We start from the raw sequence: 17,319 nt of genomic DNA on the forward strand, positions 1-17,319 counted from the left end.
ATAGTCAGACTGTCAGGGTTCAAAACCAAACAGCCGAATAAAACTGGTCAACAATTCTTGCGTTGCTAAAGTTCAGAGCGGGCGGCTTTCACAAACCGCCCTACCCGATCAGTTTTACTTCGCAGCGTCCAAAAGTGCCTGTTCTGCTTTGGCAGCTTCCGCGATGGAATCCTTAACCGGCTGGTTTTGCAGAATTACGCGATTGGACATATCAACGATGATCTGGCGCTGTTTCAGCTCATCCTTGAACATCGTTGTATGCGCGTATTCCAAACCTTTGAGGAATGGCCCATAAATCGGATCTGCCAGATTGGTCTCTGTCAAAGCTGCCGAGCGGCGTGCAGGCAACTCGCCAACGCCTTTAAGCCAGATTTCCATTGCTTCCGGAGAAGAAATGTAATTCAGGAACTTGGAAGCAGCGACAAGTTTTTCGCCCTTGGTCGATGCACTGATGCCATTGGCAAAATAGCTGGCATAGTTCGAGCGAACACCATCACCATTCGCTGGCAGTTCGGTCACACCCCAGTCAAAACCTTCAATGGTTCTGAAAGCGGCAAGACGGAAAGTGCCGTCAACAGTCATCGCGGCTTTACCGGCGCGGAATGCGGCATGACCTTCGTCCATGAACTTAACTTCACCGACCTTATATTTGGTCTGCAAGTCAGTGTAGAACTGCAAAGCCTTTTCACCGGCTTCGTCATTATAGGCAACCTTGGTGTAATCATCGCTGTAAGGCTGGCCACCGAACTGACGCACCAGCACTTCACGATACCAATGCAGGTCCTGACCTGGCATATCCAGCGTGATACCTTCGCTCAAAAGATTGCCTGAACCATCACGTTTGGTGGTTTTCTGTGCATATTCGAGCAATTCTTCAAGGTTTTTCGGCGGATTGTTCGGATCAAGACCAGCTTCTTCAAACAGCTTCTTGTTGTAGAACAGCGCCAGCGAGCGCACAGCTGTCGGTAAACCGTAATATTCACCATCACGCTTCATCGCACCAACAATCGGGAAAAACTCGCTCTCGATCTTGTCGTGCGGGAATGCATCCTGTGGCAATGGCTGCAAAATGCCACCAGCAGCAAATTTATCCAGCCAACCGTAGAAAAGCTGCATCACATCTGGGCTTTTACCAGCCATTTTCGCCGCGATCACGCGGGTCTGATAATCGTCATAAGGAAATGTAACCTGCTTGACTTTGATATCAGGATTGGCTTTCTCGAAATTCTCGATCAGCGTGTCCATCGTCTTAACACGTGATTCAAAAACATATTGCCAATATTCGATTTCAACTGCCTGTGCAGCATTGATTGCGATTGAACTCAGACCGGCCACAAGACCAGCAAGTAGCAATTTACCCATTTGCTTTCGACCTCCCCGTTGCTCAGACCCTCTGGTGCCCGAACAAGGTATGGGCAGGTCATCGACCTGCCGGTTCCACCATTGCTTCACTTTTCGTGACGCATCCTCACCGCCGGCATGTTCGGCAAAAGCCTTTCAAGTACCGACAAGACAATTTTTGCCCTCGCTTAGGCTTCTATTTTGCAACCCATTTGTCAATAAGATAATTTAGTTGAATTAATATATTGCTGTTAAAAGTCGTGCGGGTTATCTAGATCCAAGGCAATTCGGAGGCGGCATGAAATCGAAAGCGGCGGACTCACCAACCATAGCGCATCCCGACACGCACCCCATCACTTTGGGGAAAAATCCTGAACGAATCCGGGACCATAACCGTCGCGTTGTGTTGGATGTTGTACGCCGTCATGGTCCCGTCGGACGCATGCACATCGCTCGTTTGACGCATCTGACAGCTCAGGCTATCGCCAATATTGTTGATGAACTGGTCGCAGAAAATCTTCTGATGCAGCTTGGCAGATTAAAGACTGGTCGCGGCCAACCGCCAATCCAGTTTGCCGTCAATCCTTCCGGGGCAATCACAATCGGAATCGAAATGGGTTCATCTCATATCGTGACGACAGTCCTTGATCTCTCTGGTGTCCCGCGCAAGCAGCAGATACAATTGGTACGCGACACGCGACCAACTGCACTTTGTTCACAACTCCGAATCGAAATCGACAAGATCAAATCCGAATTTGATGCACGGCTTCTTGGTATAGGGGTCGTGATGCCTGGCCCTTTTGGCATCGAAGGTATGACGTCAGTCGGCCCTACGACGCTACCCGGCTGGGCAGGCATCGATGCTGCGGCAGTTTTAAGTTCAGCGTTTGATGAACCTGTTCTCGTTGAAAATGATGCAAATGCTGCGGCAGTGGGTGAGCGGCTTTTTGGTGCGGGTCGAGCAATTTCAAACTTCGCAATGATCTATTTTGGAGCTGGTATCGGCCTTGGCATGATACAGGACGGCGCACCTTTTCGGGGCGCTTTTGGTAATGCTGGTGAAATAGGGCATATTTCCATTGTGCCGGATGGAAGGCTGTGTTCCTGCGGCCAGCATGGATGCCTCGAAACCTACTCGTCAGCACATGCTCTAAAAGAAACTTTGGCGAAGGCCGGACTGATTGATGTCAGTTCTGAAACGCTCGAAGAACTGCTACGCAAAAAAAATCCATTGATCCTTGAATGGTTAAGCGATGCTGCCAAACATCTCGCTCAAATGATTGCAATTATTGAAAATATACTGGACCCCGAGACCGTGATTCTCGGAGGAATGCTGCCAGATCCTGTTATTGATGCGCTTATCTCGCAGATGGGTGAACTGCCTATATCCGTTGCGAACAGAAGTGCACGAACCATACCCCGTGTACTTCGCGGGCAAACAGGCCAATTTACTGCGGCACTTGGTGCGGCCTCACTGCCTATGTTCGAGGTCATGACGCCGAAACTTGATACAAGTCTGTGAAACAGAATAAATCTGCCGTTAACGTTATTGTTCGAGGCGTTAACGGGATATGATCAGAATTAAAGTCGTGTTCAGCAGTACATCTCCTTTCAAACGTCAGCGTTTGTTGTGTCGTCGCCAGTCGTCAAACTTCTTAGCAATTGTCTCGTCGGTGCAAGGGTAAAGACCAATGATGGCCGCTCCTTTTATCACTTCTTCCAGAACAAAATCTTCAAACACCTCCATTCCTGCGCATTCATCTGCAATCTCTTCCGTTAAATGCGCCGGTATAACCATCACTCCGTCCGCATCACCAACGAGAACGTCACCGGGAAACACCGCAGCATCGCCACAGGAAATCGGCACATTAATGTCGATCGCCTCGTGTAGGGTCAGATTTGTTGGCGCGGATGCTTTGGCGCAATAAGCAGGCATTTTAAGTTCGCCAATGCCAGTGACATCCCGAAAGCCGCCATCAGACACAATTCCCGCCGCACCGCGTAGGGCCAGACGCGTTACCAGAATGGAGCCGGCAGTGGCTGCACGCGCATCCTTTCGCGCATCCATAACCAATACGCATCCAGGCGGACAGGTCTCTATTGCCACGCGTTGCTTGTGATCCGGATTGCGGAAAACAGTAATCGGATTGCGGTCTTCACGAGCTGGAATATAGCGCAGCGTGAAGGCTTGTCCCACCATATTTTCCGGCTTGCGTGCGACCTGCACCGCCCCTTGAATAAACTGATTGCGCAGCCCGCGCTTATAAAGAGCGGTAGCAACAGATGCAGTCGAGACTTTTTTGAGTTTAGAACGGGTTTCTTCTGAGAGAATGTAGTCCATCACAGGGCATCCTTAATAGATCACTGGCTCGTCAACCGGACGACCAAATTCAGTTTTAAGAAAATCAAAGTCACAGCCCTTATCGGCCTGCTCGACATGTTTGGAAAATACAAAGCCATAGCCACGCTCATATTTGGGCTCCGGTGCGATCCACGCAGCGCGGCGGGCACCTAATTCATCTTCAGGCACAAGCATGTTGAGACTGCGTGCCGGAATATCGAGCTCAACCATGTCGCCAGTTTTAAGCAAGGCTAACGGACCGCCAACAAAGGATTCAGGCGCAACATGCAAGACACAGGCACCAAAACTGGTTCCAGACATACGCGCATCGGAAATCCGTACCATATCCCGCAAACCAAGTTTAAGAAGTGCTTTGGGCATCGGAATCATACCCCATTCCGGCATGCCCGGACCACCCTGCGGACCAGCATTGCGCAATACGAGCACGGTTTCAGGTGTGAGCGGATAATCTGGATCATCAATGATTTTTTTGAGTTCAGGATAGCTGTCTGCGATCAGTGCCGGACCAGTATGCCTATGATATTTAGGATCACAGGCAGCAGGTTTGATCACAGCACCATCAGGGCACAGATTACCTTTAAGCACGGCAAGTGAACCTTCATGGTAAACCGGATTGGACAAAGGCCGGATGACATCATCGTTGAAAACCTGAACATTTTCCAGACCATCTGTGATCGGCTTTCCCGTCACAGTGATTGCAGACGTATCCAGCTTATCCGCAAGTTGCTTAACAAGCGCACGGATACCACCCGCATAGTAAAAGTCCTCCATCAAATAACTGGAACCCGATGGCCGGATATTGGCAATGACCGGCGTGGAGCGCCCAATACGGTCAAGATCGTCGAGTTCAAGCGGAACACCGGCACGACGCGCCATAGCAATCAGATGAATAATCGCATTGGTCGAACATCCCGTCGCCATGGCAACGATCACCGAATTTTTGACGGCCGCTGGTGTGATAATCTGATCAGGCGTGAGATCTTCCCATACCATTTCAACTATACGGCGACCACATTGTGTGGACATACGTTGGTGATTGGCGTCAGGTGCGGGAATGGACGACGCACCGGGCAATGTCAGCCCCATGGTTTCAGCGATAATCGTCATGGTAGAAGCCGTGCCCATGGTCATACAATGGCCATAGCTGCGAGCAATTCCGCCCTCTATACCCTGCCACTCCTCTTTGCCTATCGTACCTGCACGCCGCTCGTCCCAGAACTTGAACATATCCGTACCGGAACCAAGAAATTTACCCGCGTAGTTGCCGCGCAGCATCGGCCCTGCGGGTAGAAAAATGAATGGAAGCCCAGCGCTTGTTGCGCCCATGATAAGAGCAGGCGTTGTCTTGTCGCAGCCCCCCATAAGCACCGCACCGTCCACCGGATGCGAACGCAAAAGCTCCTCAGTCTCCATCGCAAGCATGTTTCGGTAAAGCATAGTGGTCGGCTTTACATAGCTCTCAGACAAGGAGAGTGCCGGAAGCTCAAGCGGAAAGCCCCCCGCCTGAAGAATGCCTCGTTTGACCCATTCTACCCTGTCTTTAAAATGCGCATGACACGGCTGAGCATCCGACCATGTATTGATGATGGCAATAATCGGCTTGCCTTCCCAATCGACAGGATCGTAGCCCATCTGCATCGTTCGGGAGCGATGACCGGACGAACGTTGATCGTCGGGCAACATCCAGCGTGCTGAACGCAGATCGCTATATATCTTCCTGCTCATATTATGTCCTTCCCGAAAGAGGCTCCACCGTGCTGTTTTGAAGAGCGAAGGCAGAGAAAAAAGCGCCACCGGTAAGGCTTTCTCCGGGGCTTAGAATGGTCATGCCGGCATCTTTACCAAGTGCGGGCCGGTTTACGGCATCCGGCAAATGACTGACGGGTTCAGCGCAAAAAACTGCCCGGTCCTGAGGATTAAAGACATGAAGGTGTTTCAATGCACCTTCCGCTCTCAACATGAGCGCTGTAGATCTTTCCGGCCATTTGATCAGAGCCTCACGGCTGTTCCAGCCTGAAAAACAGCTGTTGATAAATGGCAGAACACTAAGTCGCGTCGGACAACCCGGTTCAAATCCTGCCATCAAAACAGCACTCCCCTCCGGCAGTCCACGTGTGTCAGGCCGTGGCGCGCCACCAGATGAAAACTCCAGCGTTGCACCCGGTGTCTTTTCAAACCATGGGTGAAGTCCAAGGCCGAATGGCAGTCGCAGCAGACTTTCATTGCGAATAAAAAGCGATACCCGAATACCCTGGGGTAAAATCGAGATTTGCTGTTCAAGGTGGTAACTGTAAGGATGCTGGCTTCCAGCAACCATATCCGTCATCAGGACCCGATCATCGCGTACCGATGTGCATTGCCATTGCCTGTCTCGCGAAAAGCCATGAATTGCCATAGCTTCGTCCGGTGCATTGACCGGCAACTGTATTGGCCGGTCATTGAGCACGAATTTTCCGCCATCAACACGATTGGCAAAAGGTGCCATGACAAAGCAGCCAGCTTTCAATCCTGCCTCAGGCTGATCAAGCGACAGCAAGAGCGGCATTTGATCGCCATCAGGATGCTGCCATTCCGCCGAGAGTATGGTCGCACCATGCCTTGGGTCCACTTTCAGGCGATAATCATAAGCAGCCAGTTCAATCACCATAAGCGTTAATCCGTGCGGGAATAATCATGCGCAGTGAAAGTTCCACCCTGAAAGCGACGGGATACTGGATCGCCGGTTTCAGCCAATACGCCAAATCGCGATGCATCATCCTGCGGTAAATAGCCAATCAGCGCAGCATCATCATTTTCCCACCAGCGATCACGATTGGCGGAAATGCCCCAGACCGTTGCAACGCCGGTGCGTGGTGCTTCGACCGCCGCAATCAATAACCGAACCAGATCATCATGCGACAGCCATGTCGCCAGATGCCGGGCTTCGGCCGGTTTTGGCAAACACGAGCCGATACGCAGATGCACGCTCTCAATACCGTGCTTGTCGAACATCATGCGCCCAAGCATCTCGCCATAGGCTTTGGAGAGACCATAATATCCATCCGGACGAAAAGCCGCGTCAGCATTCAACAACTCGTTGCGAGTATAAAATCCAATCGTATGATTGGAACTCGCAAATACAACGCGCTGCCGCGCAGGGCGGGCAGCCTCAAATATATGTGTGACACCCAGAAGATTAGCCTGAGCGATCAGGTCATAAGATTTCTCAACACTGATACCACCAAAGTGCAGCACAGCATCAGTGCCATCAACAAGGTCTGCCACCGCTTCTGCATTGCTCAGATCAGCCTGAATAAATTCAGTACCATGTGGCAATTCATCCGGGAAAAGCTCAATGTCCGATAGGCGCAACCGATAGCCTGCATTTACCAGTTTTGGAGCCAGCATTCGACCAAGATTTCCAGAGGCGCCCGTGAGAAGAATATGTTTCATCGCTTCACACTCCCTTCATGCGTGCAATTTTTGCGCCCGCAACATGAGATTTTGCAAGATGTACACCACCCGATTGCGGACTGTCTGAACCACCAAGGCGATGCGATGTCACAGCGATCAAGGTTAAATCCGGCCCACAAAAACATGGCATTGTCGGCGAAGGAACTGGCACTGCAACGCTCTCAAGCAAAGCGCCGTCACGGTCGAAACGGTTGAGCACCCCGGCTGAAACACCAGCGCTCCAATAATGGCCTTCAATGTCACATGCGCCACCATCCGGCCTGCCAGTCTGCTCGTCCAGAACACGGATGCGCTTGCGAGCCGAAATATCGCCCGTAGATGCATCAAAGTCGTAGCGATCAATCCATGGACCGCGTGAATCTGTATGAAACATGGTTTTTCCTTCGGCAGACCATGCCAGTCCGTTGGATATTTCAAAGCCTTCCGCTTTTATCTGCGTGTGGCCATCGGCGGTGACACGATAGAGGTTGGAAATTGCCTCGCGTTCAGGACGAGCATCCATACTGCCGATCCAGAACGCGCCATCAGGTGCGACCTTGCCATCATTGAGGCGCGAGGTTTCCGGCTCAGTATAACCGCTCCAGAGAGCTTGGCGCTCTCCTGTTTCAGGGTTGAAGAGGATCACTTCGCGCGCCAGTGCGACAACCAACTTACCACTTTCGGCAAGCCCCACACATGGCACTTCTGTTTCAAACGCCCATTCGCGCAACGGACCTTTTTCAAGATCAATCTCATAGATTTTGCGCCCATTAATATCGCAGGTAAACAGCGTTTTCCGACGATCATCCCAAACAGGACTTTCCATCAGCTGCCCGCGTAAATCCGCTATGCATTTAAATGGACCCATCACTGCGCCCCAGTGCTTCGACGAATGACATCAGGGTGTTTGAGCACAAAATCCGAAAGCTCCAATCCCAGCCCTGCACCCTCAAACGGGTAAATTATGCCATTTTCAATTCGCGGCATGACAGTAACAAGATCACGATACCACGAGGTGTAATAAGCCCTCACCGACTCCTGATAAATGGCATTGGGGGCATTAAGCGACAAATGAATGGAGGCTGCAAAGACCACGGGTCCAGTGCAATCATGCGGCGCAATCGGCCGCTGAAAAGCTTCGGCCATAGTGGCGATTTTTTTAGCTTCCGAAAGCCCCCCACACCATGAAATATCAAGCATCACATAATCGGATGCTTCAGCCCGCAACACATCAAGATATTGGGACCGAGTTGCCATTGTCTCGCTGGCACAGACAGGAATGCCTGAGCGCTCCGCGTAAACGGCCAGCGACTGTGGATTTGTCATTTTGATCGGATCTTCCGACCAAAAAGGACGAAATGGCTTGAGTTCTCTTGCTATGGCAAGTGCAGAGGTCAAATCCCACATAGAATGAAACTCAACCATGATTTCCATTTTATCGCCAACCGCATCGCGGATCTGGCGAAACGGCAGCAGCGCCTTATCAAGGTCAGTGGCATGAATGAAATTACCGCCATTTGCGACCGCAAAAGGATCGAACGGCCAGATTTTCATTGCAGTTATACCTTCTGACAGAAGGCTTTCAGCCAGCGCCCCTGCATCACGATGGAAGGCAAGCTGGTCCTCATAGGGACCTTCCTGCGCCTTATCCTGATCGCCAATATAGCGGCGCGCACCACTCTTGTTATAGGTGTAACCAGCGCAGGTATTGTAAGTACGGATAGACTGGCGTGAGAGCCCGCCCAGCAACTGGTGGATCGGCTGGCCAGTCAGCTTTCCGAAAATATCCCACAGCGCAATATCGATTGCGGAAGCCGCGCGAATTTCGACGCCAGACGAACGAAAACCGACATAAGGCTCCAGCAGAAGCTTCGATATACGATCAATTTCCAGCGGGTTCTGGCCAATAAGCTGCGGTGCAATATCACTATGAATATAAGCCGCCACAGCATTAGCTCCGCGAAACGTTTCTCCCAGACCAATGATCCCTTCATCCGTATGAATCTGAACCCAAAGGATATTATTGAGATGTGGAAGCTGCACCGTTTCGATCGCAGTAATTTTCATCATGCACTCCAAATAATATGATCGATCAATGCGCTGAGGATTGACGGCTGCGGGCAACGATCTGTGTCGGATTGACGAAACGCAGTGCCAAAATCAGCCAGATCAACGACGTGATCATGTAAATCACCGCCATTGCATCGATGGATTGTACAGAACGGACACCAGCCGCAAAGACTGAATAATAGAGCGCGACCACAAGGGTTTGCGATGTTGGTCCGGCAGTCAGGAAGGTCAACTCAAACATGGCGACCGTGCGCACCAGCACAAGCAGCATTGCAGCCAGTATACCAGGTGTCAGCATTGGCAACAGCACATACAAAAACAGTTTGAACGTACCCGCACCAAACACGCGCGCCGCTGCTTCAATTTTGGGATCAATCTGCTCAATGAATGGCACCATGACCAGAATAACAAAAGGCACGGTGGGAACCAGATTGGCGAGAACAACGCCCCAGAAAGTACCACCAACACCAAACTTGTAGAGCACGGTTGCCAGCGGAATACCGAAAGTGATTGGTGGCACCAACAATGGCAGCAGGAAGATCAGCAGTACCAGCTTTTTACCGGGAAAGTCGCGGCGTGCCATAGCATAGGCTGCAGTAACACCTAGAAAGCCTGACAAAATGACAACGGCAAACACAACCTGAAAGGTAACAAGAAGGACCTGATCAAGCTGGAACTCTGCCCAAGCAGCCGCATACCAGCGTGTCGTAAACGCATCCGGCAACCATGTGCCAAGCCATCGCGTTCCAAAACTTGAAACTACGACCGCGGTTATGACGGCCAATACATTGAGAACGAAGAAGCCGGTGACAAGCCAAACAACAGTGATCCAAAGTTTGGAAAGTGCAGATGTATCGCGGATCATGGTTTAGCCTTTCCCGCCAGCGGTCGAACCGCGGTAAAATAACGAGCGCACACCAAGCAGAGCACCGACAACCAGAAGCTGAACCACTGCCATTATCATGGCGATAGAGGAGGCCATGGAGTCATCATACTGCTCAAAAGCTGCCTGCGCTGCGGCAATGGAAATGACACGCGTCGGCCCTGATGGCGCGCCAAGCAACACCGCTGATGGAAACACAGCAAACGCCTGCACAAATGTCAGACATGAGGCTACGACAAGTCCAGGAACCAGCAGCGGCAGCATAACGAAACGAAAGCGTTGCCAGCTTCCGGCACCATGTGTCGCAGCGGCACGTTCCAGTGCGGGATCTATCCCGGTCACGTAAGACAGCGTCAGCAGGAAAGTGAACGGAAACACCGTGATCACAAGCGACGCAAACACACCCCAGTAGTTATTGGTGAGCTTTAATGGATTATCGATAAAGCCAATCGCAATCAGACTGCGGCTGAACCACCCCTGGGGACCGAGATAGTTCAGCAAACCTTCAGCAATCAGAACTGTGCCTAGCGTCACAGGCAGTACCAATATTGTCGTTAAAAGACGCTGCTTGTGCATCAGACGAACACGCATGGCGATGGGAACCGCCAGCAGCACACTGATCACGGTGACCGGGATCGCCAGCCAAAGGGTTGCACCGATGGTTTTATAAAGAAACGGATCGGAAAAGAACTTACGATAATTCGCAAGCATTCCACCACCATCTAGCGGATTGAACGAGAGAACGAGACCATAAAGAAACGGATAGATGAAAACGCTGATTACAAATAATAGAGCCGGAAGAATTAGCAACGTAACGCCGTCAATTCCGCGATTGGCAAGCCGCTGACGCCATCCCGGTGCCAGAGCCGCATTGGAAAACCGTTCGTCCGCCATGGCTTAAGCTCCTCCGGCAAAGACAAGAGCATTTTCCGCATCGATACTTAGCGTGATTTTTGCGCCCGGATCGACTTCTTGCGGGCCATGAAAGACCATTTCCATGGCATTGTCGGTACGCGCTATCCCGACATATTCACGTCCGCGATATTCGATCGTCTCGACAATCGCTTCAATGGTATTGTTGCCCTTCTGACCCGAAACAACATCGTCGCCACGCGCCATCAAAACCGCATCACTGCCCGGTGCAAGCATGTCCATCGCACGCCCGTTTAACTCTCGGCCTGCGACCAAAATCGTTGCCTGATCACCATCGATACGCAGCACCTGTCCATGCAGTGCATTGCGGAAGCCCATAAAAGCCGCGACATCGCGATAAAGCGGCTTCTCGTAAAGCTCGTGCGGTGTTCCGACCTGTCGGATTTCACCGTCCCGCAAAACTACAATACGGTCGGCCAATGACAAAGCCTCATCCTGATCATGAGTCACATAGATCGTCGTTGAGTTGAGCTGGTTATGAATGCGTCTGATTTCGGCGCGCATTTCGAGCCGCAGTTTTGCATCAAGATTGGAGAGCGGTTCATCCATCAGCACGACAGGTGGCTCAATCACAATCGCGCGTGCGATAGCGACACGCTGTTGCTGTCCACCGGAAAGCTGTCCCGGCAGTTTATCTTCCTGTCCCTGCAAACGCACAAGCGTTAAGGCCGCACGGGAGCGCTGTTCGATTTCACTTTTTGAAACGCCGCGCATTTTCAAGCCAAAGCCGACATTCTGAAGCACAGTCATATGCGGAAACAGCGCATAGTTCTGGAAGACCATACCAAAACCGCGATCTTCCGGCTTCAACTGATCCACACGCCTGTCATCGACATAAATGCCACCGCCGGTGGTGCCCAACAAACCGGCGATGCAATTAAGTGCGGTCGACTTTCCGCAACCCGAAGGACCAAGAAGAGCAATAAATTCTCCCTTCCTGATGGTGAGATTAATCTCACTCAGCGCAGCAAAATTTCCGAATGACCGGCTCATGCGGTCAAGCCGCAATTCTTGAAATGACATTGACGCAAGCACCATAAGTTGATTGGTGATCATGGGCTGCCTGTAACGGCGCAATCTGATGCCCGTTACAGACGCCACACTAGAGACCTACTGAGACGCGACTTCCTCGTCCCAACGGCGGAAAGCTGCGACCAGCGCTGCCGGCTCAAGCGGCATTTCGATAGGATTGTTGGTAATCCAGTCAGCATATTCAGGACGGCCAAATTCGGTGATTACGTCCTGACTTGCCTGTGGAGCCATATCGATAGTCACATCTTTTACCGCAGGTCCCGGATAGAAATAACCCGCATCATAAGAATAAGCCTGCTGATCCGGCTTGAGCGCGAACTTGATAAACTCCATCAGAACCGCGACTTTCTCTTCCGGCACGCCTTTCGGAATGGCAAAATAATGCGCATCCGCCACCCAATGGAAACCGTCGAGTTTACTTACAGCCATTTCCTTTGGAACCACACCCAGCGCACGCGGATTGATGTCCCAACCCGTGGTGGTGACAGTCATGTCGCGTGTGCCTTCGCCCAGCTCTTTCATCAAAGCGCCGGTGCCGGCAGGGTAATATTCAATATTCTTGTGCAGTTCCTTGAGATAGGCCCATGTTTTGTCCCAGCCATTCACTGGATCTTTTGGATCACTATCGCCCAGAAGGTACGGCAGCCCCATCAGGAACGTACGACCTGGACCAGAATTTGCAGGGCGGGCATAAATGAACTTATTCGGATTTTGTTTGGTCCATTCAAGCAGCTCTTCCGCAGTCTTAGGCGGCGTCTTAACCTTATCGGGGTGATATTCAAGCAGAGGCCCCGATGGATAATAGGAAACCACAACGCCTTTGCCTTGCGACATTTCCTGCATGCGCCATGCTGGCTCCATATAGACGTCCTGCAAATTTGGCAGACCGTTATCAGGAAGGGCAATAATGTCAGTCCAGATGTCATCGGCAAGGCCAGCTGAAAGTGCATCAGGACCGATGATCACAAGATCAATATCTACACGATTGGCGCGCTGCTGTGCTTTGATTTTGCCGGGCAACTCCGGCGCCGGCGCTTTGTTGAATGTAAAGCGGGAAACCAGGTTCTTATTTTCAGCAGCAAAATTATCAAATATCGGCTGTGTCAGCGCGAGATTACCTGCCGCGTCAATCACATTGATTCCGACCGGGCTGGATGGCAATTTTGCCGATTGCGCCCATGCAGCCCCTCTAGGCAATAAAATCCCCATACCTGTCGCAAGACCAGCGCCAGCCATGAATGTACGGCGTGAAATTCCTGTACCCATGTTCTCCTCCACTTTTAAACAATCCGGCACACTTCGCTTCCTCCTGCGCAGCGGGCCGGTTTTCTATTTTTCAGACAAGAGCGTCAGTCTCCCATCCGGCAATAATCTTTTCGAGTGACTTACGATCTTCCGCATCAAGCTTCGGCAAACCGGGCAACCGAACATCCCCAACCGCAAGTCCTTGAATCTGCAAAGCTTCCTTCACAACAGTGACATTGGAACCATTGCGATATTTGGTCCGCATCGTTTCAAAATCAGCGATACTTTCGACAATCGCTCTTGCACGCTGGTAATCGCCCTTCTCCAGCGCATTCCACACAGCAAGCGAACGTTTTGGTGCAACATTGACCAGCCCTGACGTAAAGCCACGCCCTCCAAGCGCGTAAAATGGCAGGGCCCAGCTTTCCGCGAGGCCGCAAATCCATGTCGCATCGGTGCCTTTGGTCGCCCGGCAACATTCGAAGAAAAGCATTGCATTGGGCGACGCAAATTTGACGCCTGCTACTCCAGGGTGCGTCGCAAGACGCACCATTTCATTAAGCGGTATAAGATCTGAACGGATATAGGCCACGATCGGGAGATCTGTGGATTCAGCAATCTCAATGAAATAATCGACCTGCGCATGAGGTGCGGCAAAAGGATCAAGCGGATGATGGATCATCACACCCACAGCACCCTCTGTACTCGCAGCTTTACAAAGTCGGATTGCATCACGCACCGAGCGTCCGGCGGCGGCAGTTACGGCTGCCTTGCCATCCACTGCTTTAATGGCAATCGCCTGCAAGCGAATGACCTCATCAATGGTCATACTATAGAATTCGCCAGTATTGCCGCCGGTAACAATATTATGCACACCGGCACTGGCGATACGCTCAACGATTTTTGTTGTCAGAACCGCATCAATATCGCCGTCGCTGTTATATGCAGTCGCGTGTACGCCTGAGATGCCTCGCAGCACCCCACGGTATTCCGTCAAATTCATAATTCCCTCCCAGGTACTGGTCAGAAGACCAGTTCGATATGCGTATCCCCCGCCTTCACGATATGCTCACGCATCAGTCGCTCAGCCAAATCTCCATCTCTTGCAGCAATCGCGTTCATGATTGACTCATGCTCCTGAAATGACTGCCGACGAACATCCTCCCGCGACAACACCGTTACTCGGGCTGCGTGATCATACATCCGCTGCGCATTCTGTAAGCGCCGCAGATATTCACATCCCGACGCATCATGGATGCCATCGTGAAACTTCTCATTGAGCTCAATAAGAGCATCCACATCGCCAGATTCTACAGCAAGACGCATTTCTTCAATCACCGCACGCAACATGATGAAAGCCTCCTCGCTTCCGTGTTTTGCTGCCTGCCGTGCGATGATGCTTTCAAGCGCCGCGCGCGCCAGTGTCATTTCTTCAGCCTGACGCGCGTTGAAGCAAACAAAAGTACCGCGACGCGATTCAGTCCGCACCAATCCCTCACCCTCTAGCTGGCGCAGAGCTTCTTTAAGCGGACTGGTACTGATCCCAAGATCCAGCGCCAGCTGGCGCTCATTCAACCTGTCCCCCGACTTCAATCGCCCTGAAATAATCGCTTCACGAAGATCATCATGAACATGATCCCGAAGGTTTTTCAGCTTTATCGGCTTAAAGGGTGAAGCATGCTGATCCAAAGTTCTTCTCTTCTCCAAATTCGTCTGTCAGGCATCATTAACAGAACATATCTGATACTTCAATATCTGAAATATCAGATTTTAATGGACCACAAATACGACGGCGTATAATGGATTGAGAGCAAAGTCTGGCTTAAACATAAGGAAAACTCTGAGAGTTATGCCGGAAATCAGACACTTTGCACTGCGCGCGCCGCTAGCGAGGGCCGATTTAGACTTCGAATTAGAAGCATCAAACCGCCAGCAGATACGCCCTATTAGTTGTTTCGCTGAGTGAGCAGGAAAACACCGTGCCGGCTGTAGACGAAATACCGCTGAGCGTTCCATGGAAGAGAACATTGCTAAATCGCGAAGTCCCGACAGAAGTTGCTATTAGATGTCGGGCGCAGATTTCGTATGGCTGAACAAGACCCGCTTTGCGCTCTAAACCAGACGCTGTGCTCGAATTCTGATAGCCGTAAAACCGGCCAATCGTATTGCACTAAGTGTGAGATAGTCGCTTCGATTCAAATAGATCGCACTATCTTTTAATGATTAGCGAACCGAAACGGGCAATGGTTGGTTAGGGGATTTGCGATGGTCTGTATACTGCCAGATTGCGGAATCGTATAAATCCGGATAGTTTTGCTCATGAATTTGATAAACTGAGAGTGTTTACCAAAAAAAGTGGCAGGTAAGACGTTGAAGGGGCTGTTCCTTGCACACCAGCGGGAACTGAAAGCCTATCTCACACAAAAGTTAAAAGACTCGGACACTGCTGCGGACCTGACGCAAGAAGCGTTCTTACGCTATGCAGAACAAAACTCCGTGGACGGCACAAAAGTTGTGCACGCTCGCTCCTATCTTTATCGTACGGCGCATAATCTGGCTGTTGACCATGTGCGGCAGAAAGCGCGTCGAAAGACAGATACTTCTACCCATGACGAGATGGCGGAGATTGCCGACGATCGCCCAACACAAGAAGAGGCGATCGACGCCCGGCAAAAGCTCGACCGCTTGCAGACTGCTGTCGCTGAATTGCCGGGGCGAACTCGTCAAATCTTTGTGCTCAGCCGAATTGAAGGTTTGAGCTATGCTGAGACGGCTGCTCGGCTTGGAATTTCGGAAAGCTCCGTGCAAAAACATCTTGCCAAGGCGCTGCTGCACGTTACGCAGCGACTTAGGCCACAATAACAAGAAATCGTCACGGCTTTACTGGATATGGGGTGCTCGAGCGTCATATTCACAAATGGGTCTGGGCAGTTAGCACAAATGACATGGACCGTAGTGTGGGACAAAAAGACGACAAAGAACAAATAGAGGCTGAAGCCGCTGAATGGGTTATCCGTTTGGGTGGAAAACCGATGTCGCCGCACGAGCACAAGTCATTTGAAGTCTGGTGCTCAAGAAGTGAGTCTCATGTGAAAGCTTTGGAGTTTGCCCGGCAGACCTGGAGCGATTTAGCCGGGCTTCGTCAAACTCCCGACCTCTTGGATGCTGATAGAGCGCCTTCCAGACAGCAAAAGCGACCGTGTCAACCTGTACGTGCACCGATCGTAAAACAGCGCTCTGACTTCTGGCAGCGATCTGTGATGGCGGCCATCTGTCTGATCGTTGCTGCTACTGCCGTGAGCTTTTGGTATGGGAACCCCGTCACGCTCATTGCTTCGGATTACTACACGACGCCGGGCGAGCAGAGTACTGTGAAACTCTCCGATGGAAGCGTTGTAGAGCTTTCCACCAACAGCGCAATCGCATTGCATTTTAGTGATCAGGAACGGCGTGTCACGCTGATCAAGGGCGCGGCGTATTTTACCGTTGCTCCCATGGGATCAGGTGAAAAGCGTCCCTTCGTCGTTGAAGGCGTCAATGGTACGGCGACGGCGCTCGGCACCCAGTTTGCGATGGAGCGTCTATCGGATACCGTTGAGGTTACGGTTGCCGAGCATGAAGTCCGGGTTGAGCTTTCCGACGCAGCAGGCGACATGAAACAAGTCGTTTTATCTCCTGGACAATCCGTGCGCTATTCTCGGGCTACGGGCCTCGGCCAGGTGAGCCTCCAGAATGTTGAGCAAGCCACAGCTTGGCGCCGCGGCCGTCTGGTCTTTGATCAGGTGACGCTTGCTGAGGTTGTAGCGGAACTCAACCGCTATCGCCGCGGTCGCATTGTCATCTCCGACTCTACACTTGCGAACCGCAGGGTCAGCGGCGTGTTCCAGATCAATGATCTTGATAATGCGCTCTCCACCATCTCCAGCGAACTCGGCTTGCGCTCGACATCTGTTCCTCATCTGGTCACGGTGCTTTATTAAATTTCGTCCTTATGGTGATAAAATATACAATATATTCCAAT

The 17,319-nt window shown here is 51.4% G+C and carries 16 protein-coding genes; 3 read left to right on the top strand and 13 right to left on the bottom strand.

Annotation, left to right across the window (positions count from 1 at the left end; genetic code table 11):
* Positions 1 to 114: 114 nt before the first annotated feature.
* Positions 115 to 1,362 (bottom strand): extracellular solute-binding protein, encoded by a 1,248-nt coding sequence (locus ACOZHT_RS16590; RefSeq protein ID WP_421566053.1) that lies wholly within the window; start codon positions 1,360 to 1,362, stop codon positions 115 to 117.
* Positions 1,363 to 1,639: 277 nt separating this feature from the next.
* Between ACOZHT_RS16590 and ACOZHT_RS16595 the strand changes: the two genes are divergently transcribed.
* Positions 1,640 to 2,863 carry an ROK family protein gene (locus ACOZHT_RS16595; RefSeq protein WP_339511035.1) on the top strand — a complete coding sequence of 408 codons (1,224 nt, stop codon included), beginning with the start codon at positions 1,640 to 1,642 and terminating at the stop codon, positions 2,861 to 2,863.
* A 96-nt stretch (positions 2,864 to 2,959) separates the two neighbouring features.
* Here ACOZHT_RS16595 and ACOZHT_RS16600 read toward each other — a convergent pair whose 3' ends face one another.
* From ACOZHT_RS16600 to ACOZHT_RS16655, 12 genes are all read right to left on the bottom strand, one after another.
* Positions 2,960 to 3,685, bottom strand: coding sequence for a ribonuclease activity regulator RraA (locus tag ACOZHT_RS16600; protein ID WP_339511033.1), 726 nt, complete (start codon positions 3,683 to 3,685; stop codon positions 2,960 to 2,962).
* A 9-nt stretch (positions 3,686 to 3,694) separates the two neighbouring features.
* Positions 3,695 to 5,428, bottom strand: coding sequence for an L-arabinonate dehydratase (gene araD / locus ACOZHT_RS16605; RefSeq protein WP_421566054.1), 1,734 nt, complete (start codon positions 5,426 to 5,428; stop codon positions 3,695 to 3,697).
* A 1-nt stretch (position 5,429) separates the two neighbouring features.
* Positions 5,430 to 6,350 (bottom strand): hypothetical protein, encoded by a 921-nt coding sequence (locus ACOZHT_RS16610; protein ID WP_421566055.1) that lies wholly within the window; start codon positions 6,348 to 6,350, stop codon positions 5,430 to 5,432.
* Between the two features lie 5 nt (positions 6,351 to 6,355).
* Positions 6,356 to 7,135 (bottom strand): NAD-dependent epimerase/dehydratase family protein, encoded by a 780-nt coding sequence (locus ACOZHT_RS16615; RefSeq protein ID WP_421566056.1) that lies wholly within the window; start codon positions 7,133 to 7,135, stop codon positions 6,356 to 6,358.
* Positions 7,136 to 7,139: 4 nt separating this feature from the next.
* Complete coding sequence (locus ACOZHT_RS16620; RefSeq protein ID WP_421566057.1) at positions 7,140 to 8,003, bottom strand: SMP-30/gluconolactonase/LRE family protein; 864 nt, start codon at positions 8,001 to 8,003, stop codon at positions 7,140 to 7,142.
* The gene (locus ACOZHT_RS16625; protein WP_339511023.1) at positions 8,003 to 9,202 is read right to left on the bottom strand and encodes a mandelate racemase/muconate lactonizing enzyme family protein; all 1,200 of its coding nucleotides are present in this window, start codon (positions 9,200 to 9,202) and stop codon (positions 8,003 to 8,005) included. Before ACOZHT_RS16625 ends, ACOZHT_RS16620 begins: the two co-directional genes overlap by 1 nt.
* Before the next feature lie 25 nt (positions 9,203 to 9,227).
* Entirely contained in the window at positions 9,228 to 10,070 is an 843-nt protein-coding gene (locus ACOZHT_RS16630; RefSeq protein ID WP_421566058.1) for an ABC transporter permease, read from the bottom strand.
* Between the two features lie 3 nt (positions 10,071 to 10,073).
* Positions 10,074 to 10,982, bottom strand: a complete 909-nt coding sequence (locus ACOZHT_RS16635; RefSeq protein WP_421566059.1) for an ABC transporter permease — start codon at positions 10,980 to 10,982, stop codon at positions 10,074 to 10,076.
* A 3-nt stretch (positions 10,983 to 10,985) separates the two neighbouring features.
* A complete protein-coding gene (locus tag ACOZHT_RS16640) occupies positions 10,986 to 12,059 on the bottom strand; it encodes an ABC transporter ATP-binding protein (RefSeq protein WP_421566168.1) in 1,074 nt (357 codons plus the stop codon).
* 72 nt (positions 12,060 to 12,131) lie between these two features.
* Positions 12,132 to 13,319: an extracellular solute-binding protein gene (locus tag ACOZHT_RS16645; protein ID WP_421566060.1), complete on the bottom strand. Its 1,188-nt coding sequence runs from the start codon at positions 13,317 to 13,319 to the stop codon at positions 12,132 to 12,134.
* 70 nt (positions 13,320 to 13,389) lie between these two features.
* On the bottom strand, positions 13,390 to 14,301 hold the full coding sequence (locus tag ACOZHT_RS16650; RefSeq protein WP_339511017.1) for a dihydrodipicolinate synthase family protein: 912 nt from the start codon (positions 14,299 to 14,301) through the stop codon (positions 13,390 to 13,392).
* Between the two features lie 20 nt (positions 14,302 to 14,321).
* Entirely contained in the window at positions 14,322 to 14,987 is a 666-nt protein-coding gene (locus tag ACOZHT_RS16655) for a GntR family transcriptional regulator (protein ID WP_310014637.1), read from the bottom strand.
* A 666-nt stretch (positions 14,988 to 15,653) separates the two neighbouring features.
* Here ACOZHT_RS16655 and ACOZHT_RS16660 point away from each other — a divergent pair.
* Positions 15,654 to 16,160 (top strand): RNA polymerase sigma factor, encoded by a 507-nt coding sequence (locus tag ACOZHT_RS16660; protein ID WP_421566061.1) that lies wholly within the window; start codon positions 15,654 to 15,656, stop codon positions 16,158 to 16,160.
* 83 nt (positions 16,161 to 16,243) lie between these two features.
* Positions 16,244 to 17,278 carry a FecR family protein gene (locus ACOZHT_RS16665; RefSeq protein WP_421566062.1) on the top strand — a complete coding sequence of 345 codons (1,035 nt, stop codon included), beginning with the start codon at positions 16,244 to 16,246 and terminating at the stop codon, positions 17,276 to 17,278.
* Positions 17,279 to 17,319: the final 41 nt, after the last annotated feature.

This window comes from Ochrobactrum sp. EDr1-4 (assembly GCF_049199085.1).
Lineage (GTDB): Bacteria > Pseudomonadota > Alphaproteobacteria > Rhizobiales > Rhizobiaceae > Brucella.

Coding starts and splice junctions, on each gene's coding strand:
- ACOZHT_RS16590 (WP_421566053.1), bottom strand. CDS start 1,362: ATGGGTAAATTGCTACTTGCTGGTCTTGTGGCCGGTCTGAGTTCAATC.
- ACOZHT_RS16595 (WP_339511035.1), top strand. CDS start 1,640: ATGAAATCGAAAGCGGCGGACTCACCAACCATAGCGCATCCCGACACG.
- araD (WP_421566054.1), bottom strand. CDS start 5,428: ATGAGCAGGAAGATATATAGCGATCTGCGTTCAGCACGCTGGATGTTG.
- ACOZHT_RS16610 (WP_421566055.1), bottom strand. CDS start 6,350: ATGGTGATTGAACTGGCTGCTTATGATTATCGCCTGAAAGTGGACCCA.
- ACOZHT_RS16615 (WP_421566056.1), bottom strand. CDS start 7,135: ATGAAACATATTCTTCTCACGGGCGCCTCTGGAAATCTTGGTCGAATG.
- ACOZHT_RS16620 (WP_421566057.1), bottom strand. CDS start 8,003: ATGGGTCCATTTAAATGCATAGCGGATTTACGCGGGCAGCTGATGGAA.
- ACOZHT_RS16625 (WP_339511023.1), bottom strand. CDS start 9,202: ATGAAAATTACTGCGATCGAAACGGTGCAGCTTCCACATCTCAATAAT.
- ACOZHT_RS16630 (WP_421566058.1), bottom strand. CDS start 10,070: ATGATCCGCGATACATCTGCACTTTCCAAACTTTGGATCACTGTTGTT.
- ACOZHT_RS16635 (WP_421566059.1), bottom strand. CDS start 10,982: ATGGCGGACGAACGGTTTTCCAATGCGGCTCTGGCACCGGGATGGCGT.
- ACOZHT_RS16640 (WP_421566168.1), bottom strand. CDS start 12,059: ATGGTGCTTGCGTCAATGTCATTTCAAGAATTGCGGCTTGACCGCATG.
- ACOZHT_RS16645 (WP_421566060.1), bottom strand. CDS start 13,319: ATGGGTACAGGAATTTCACGCCGTACATTCATGGCTGGCGCTGGTCTT.
- ACOZHT_RS16650 (WP_339511017.1), bottom strand. CDS start 14,301: ATGAATTTGACGGAATACCGTGGGGTGCTGCGAGGCATCTCAGGCGTA.
- ACOZHT_RS16665 (WP_421566062.1), top strand. CDS start 16,244: ATGGACCGTAGTGTGGGACAAAAAGACGACAAAGAACAAATAGAGGCT.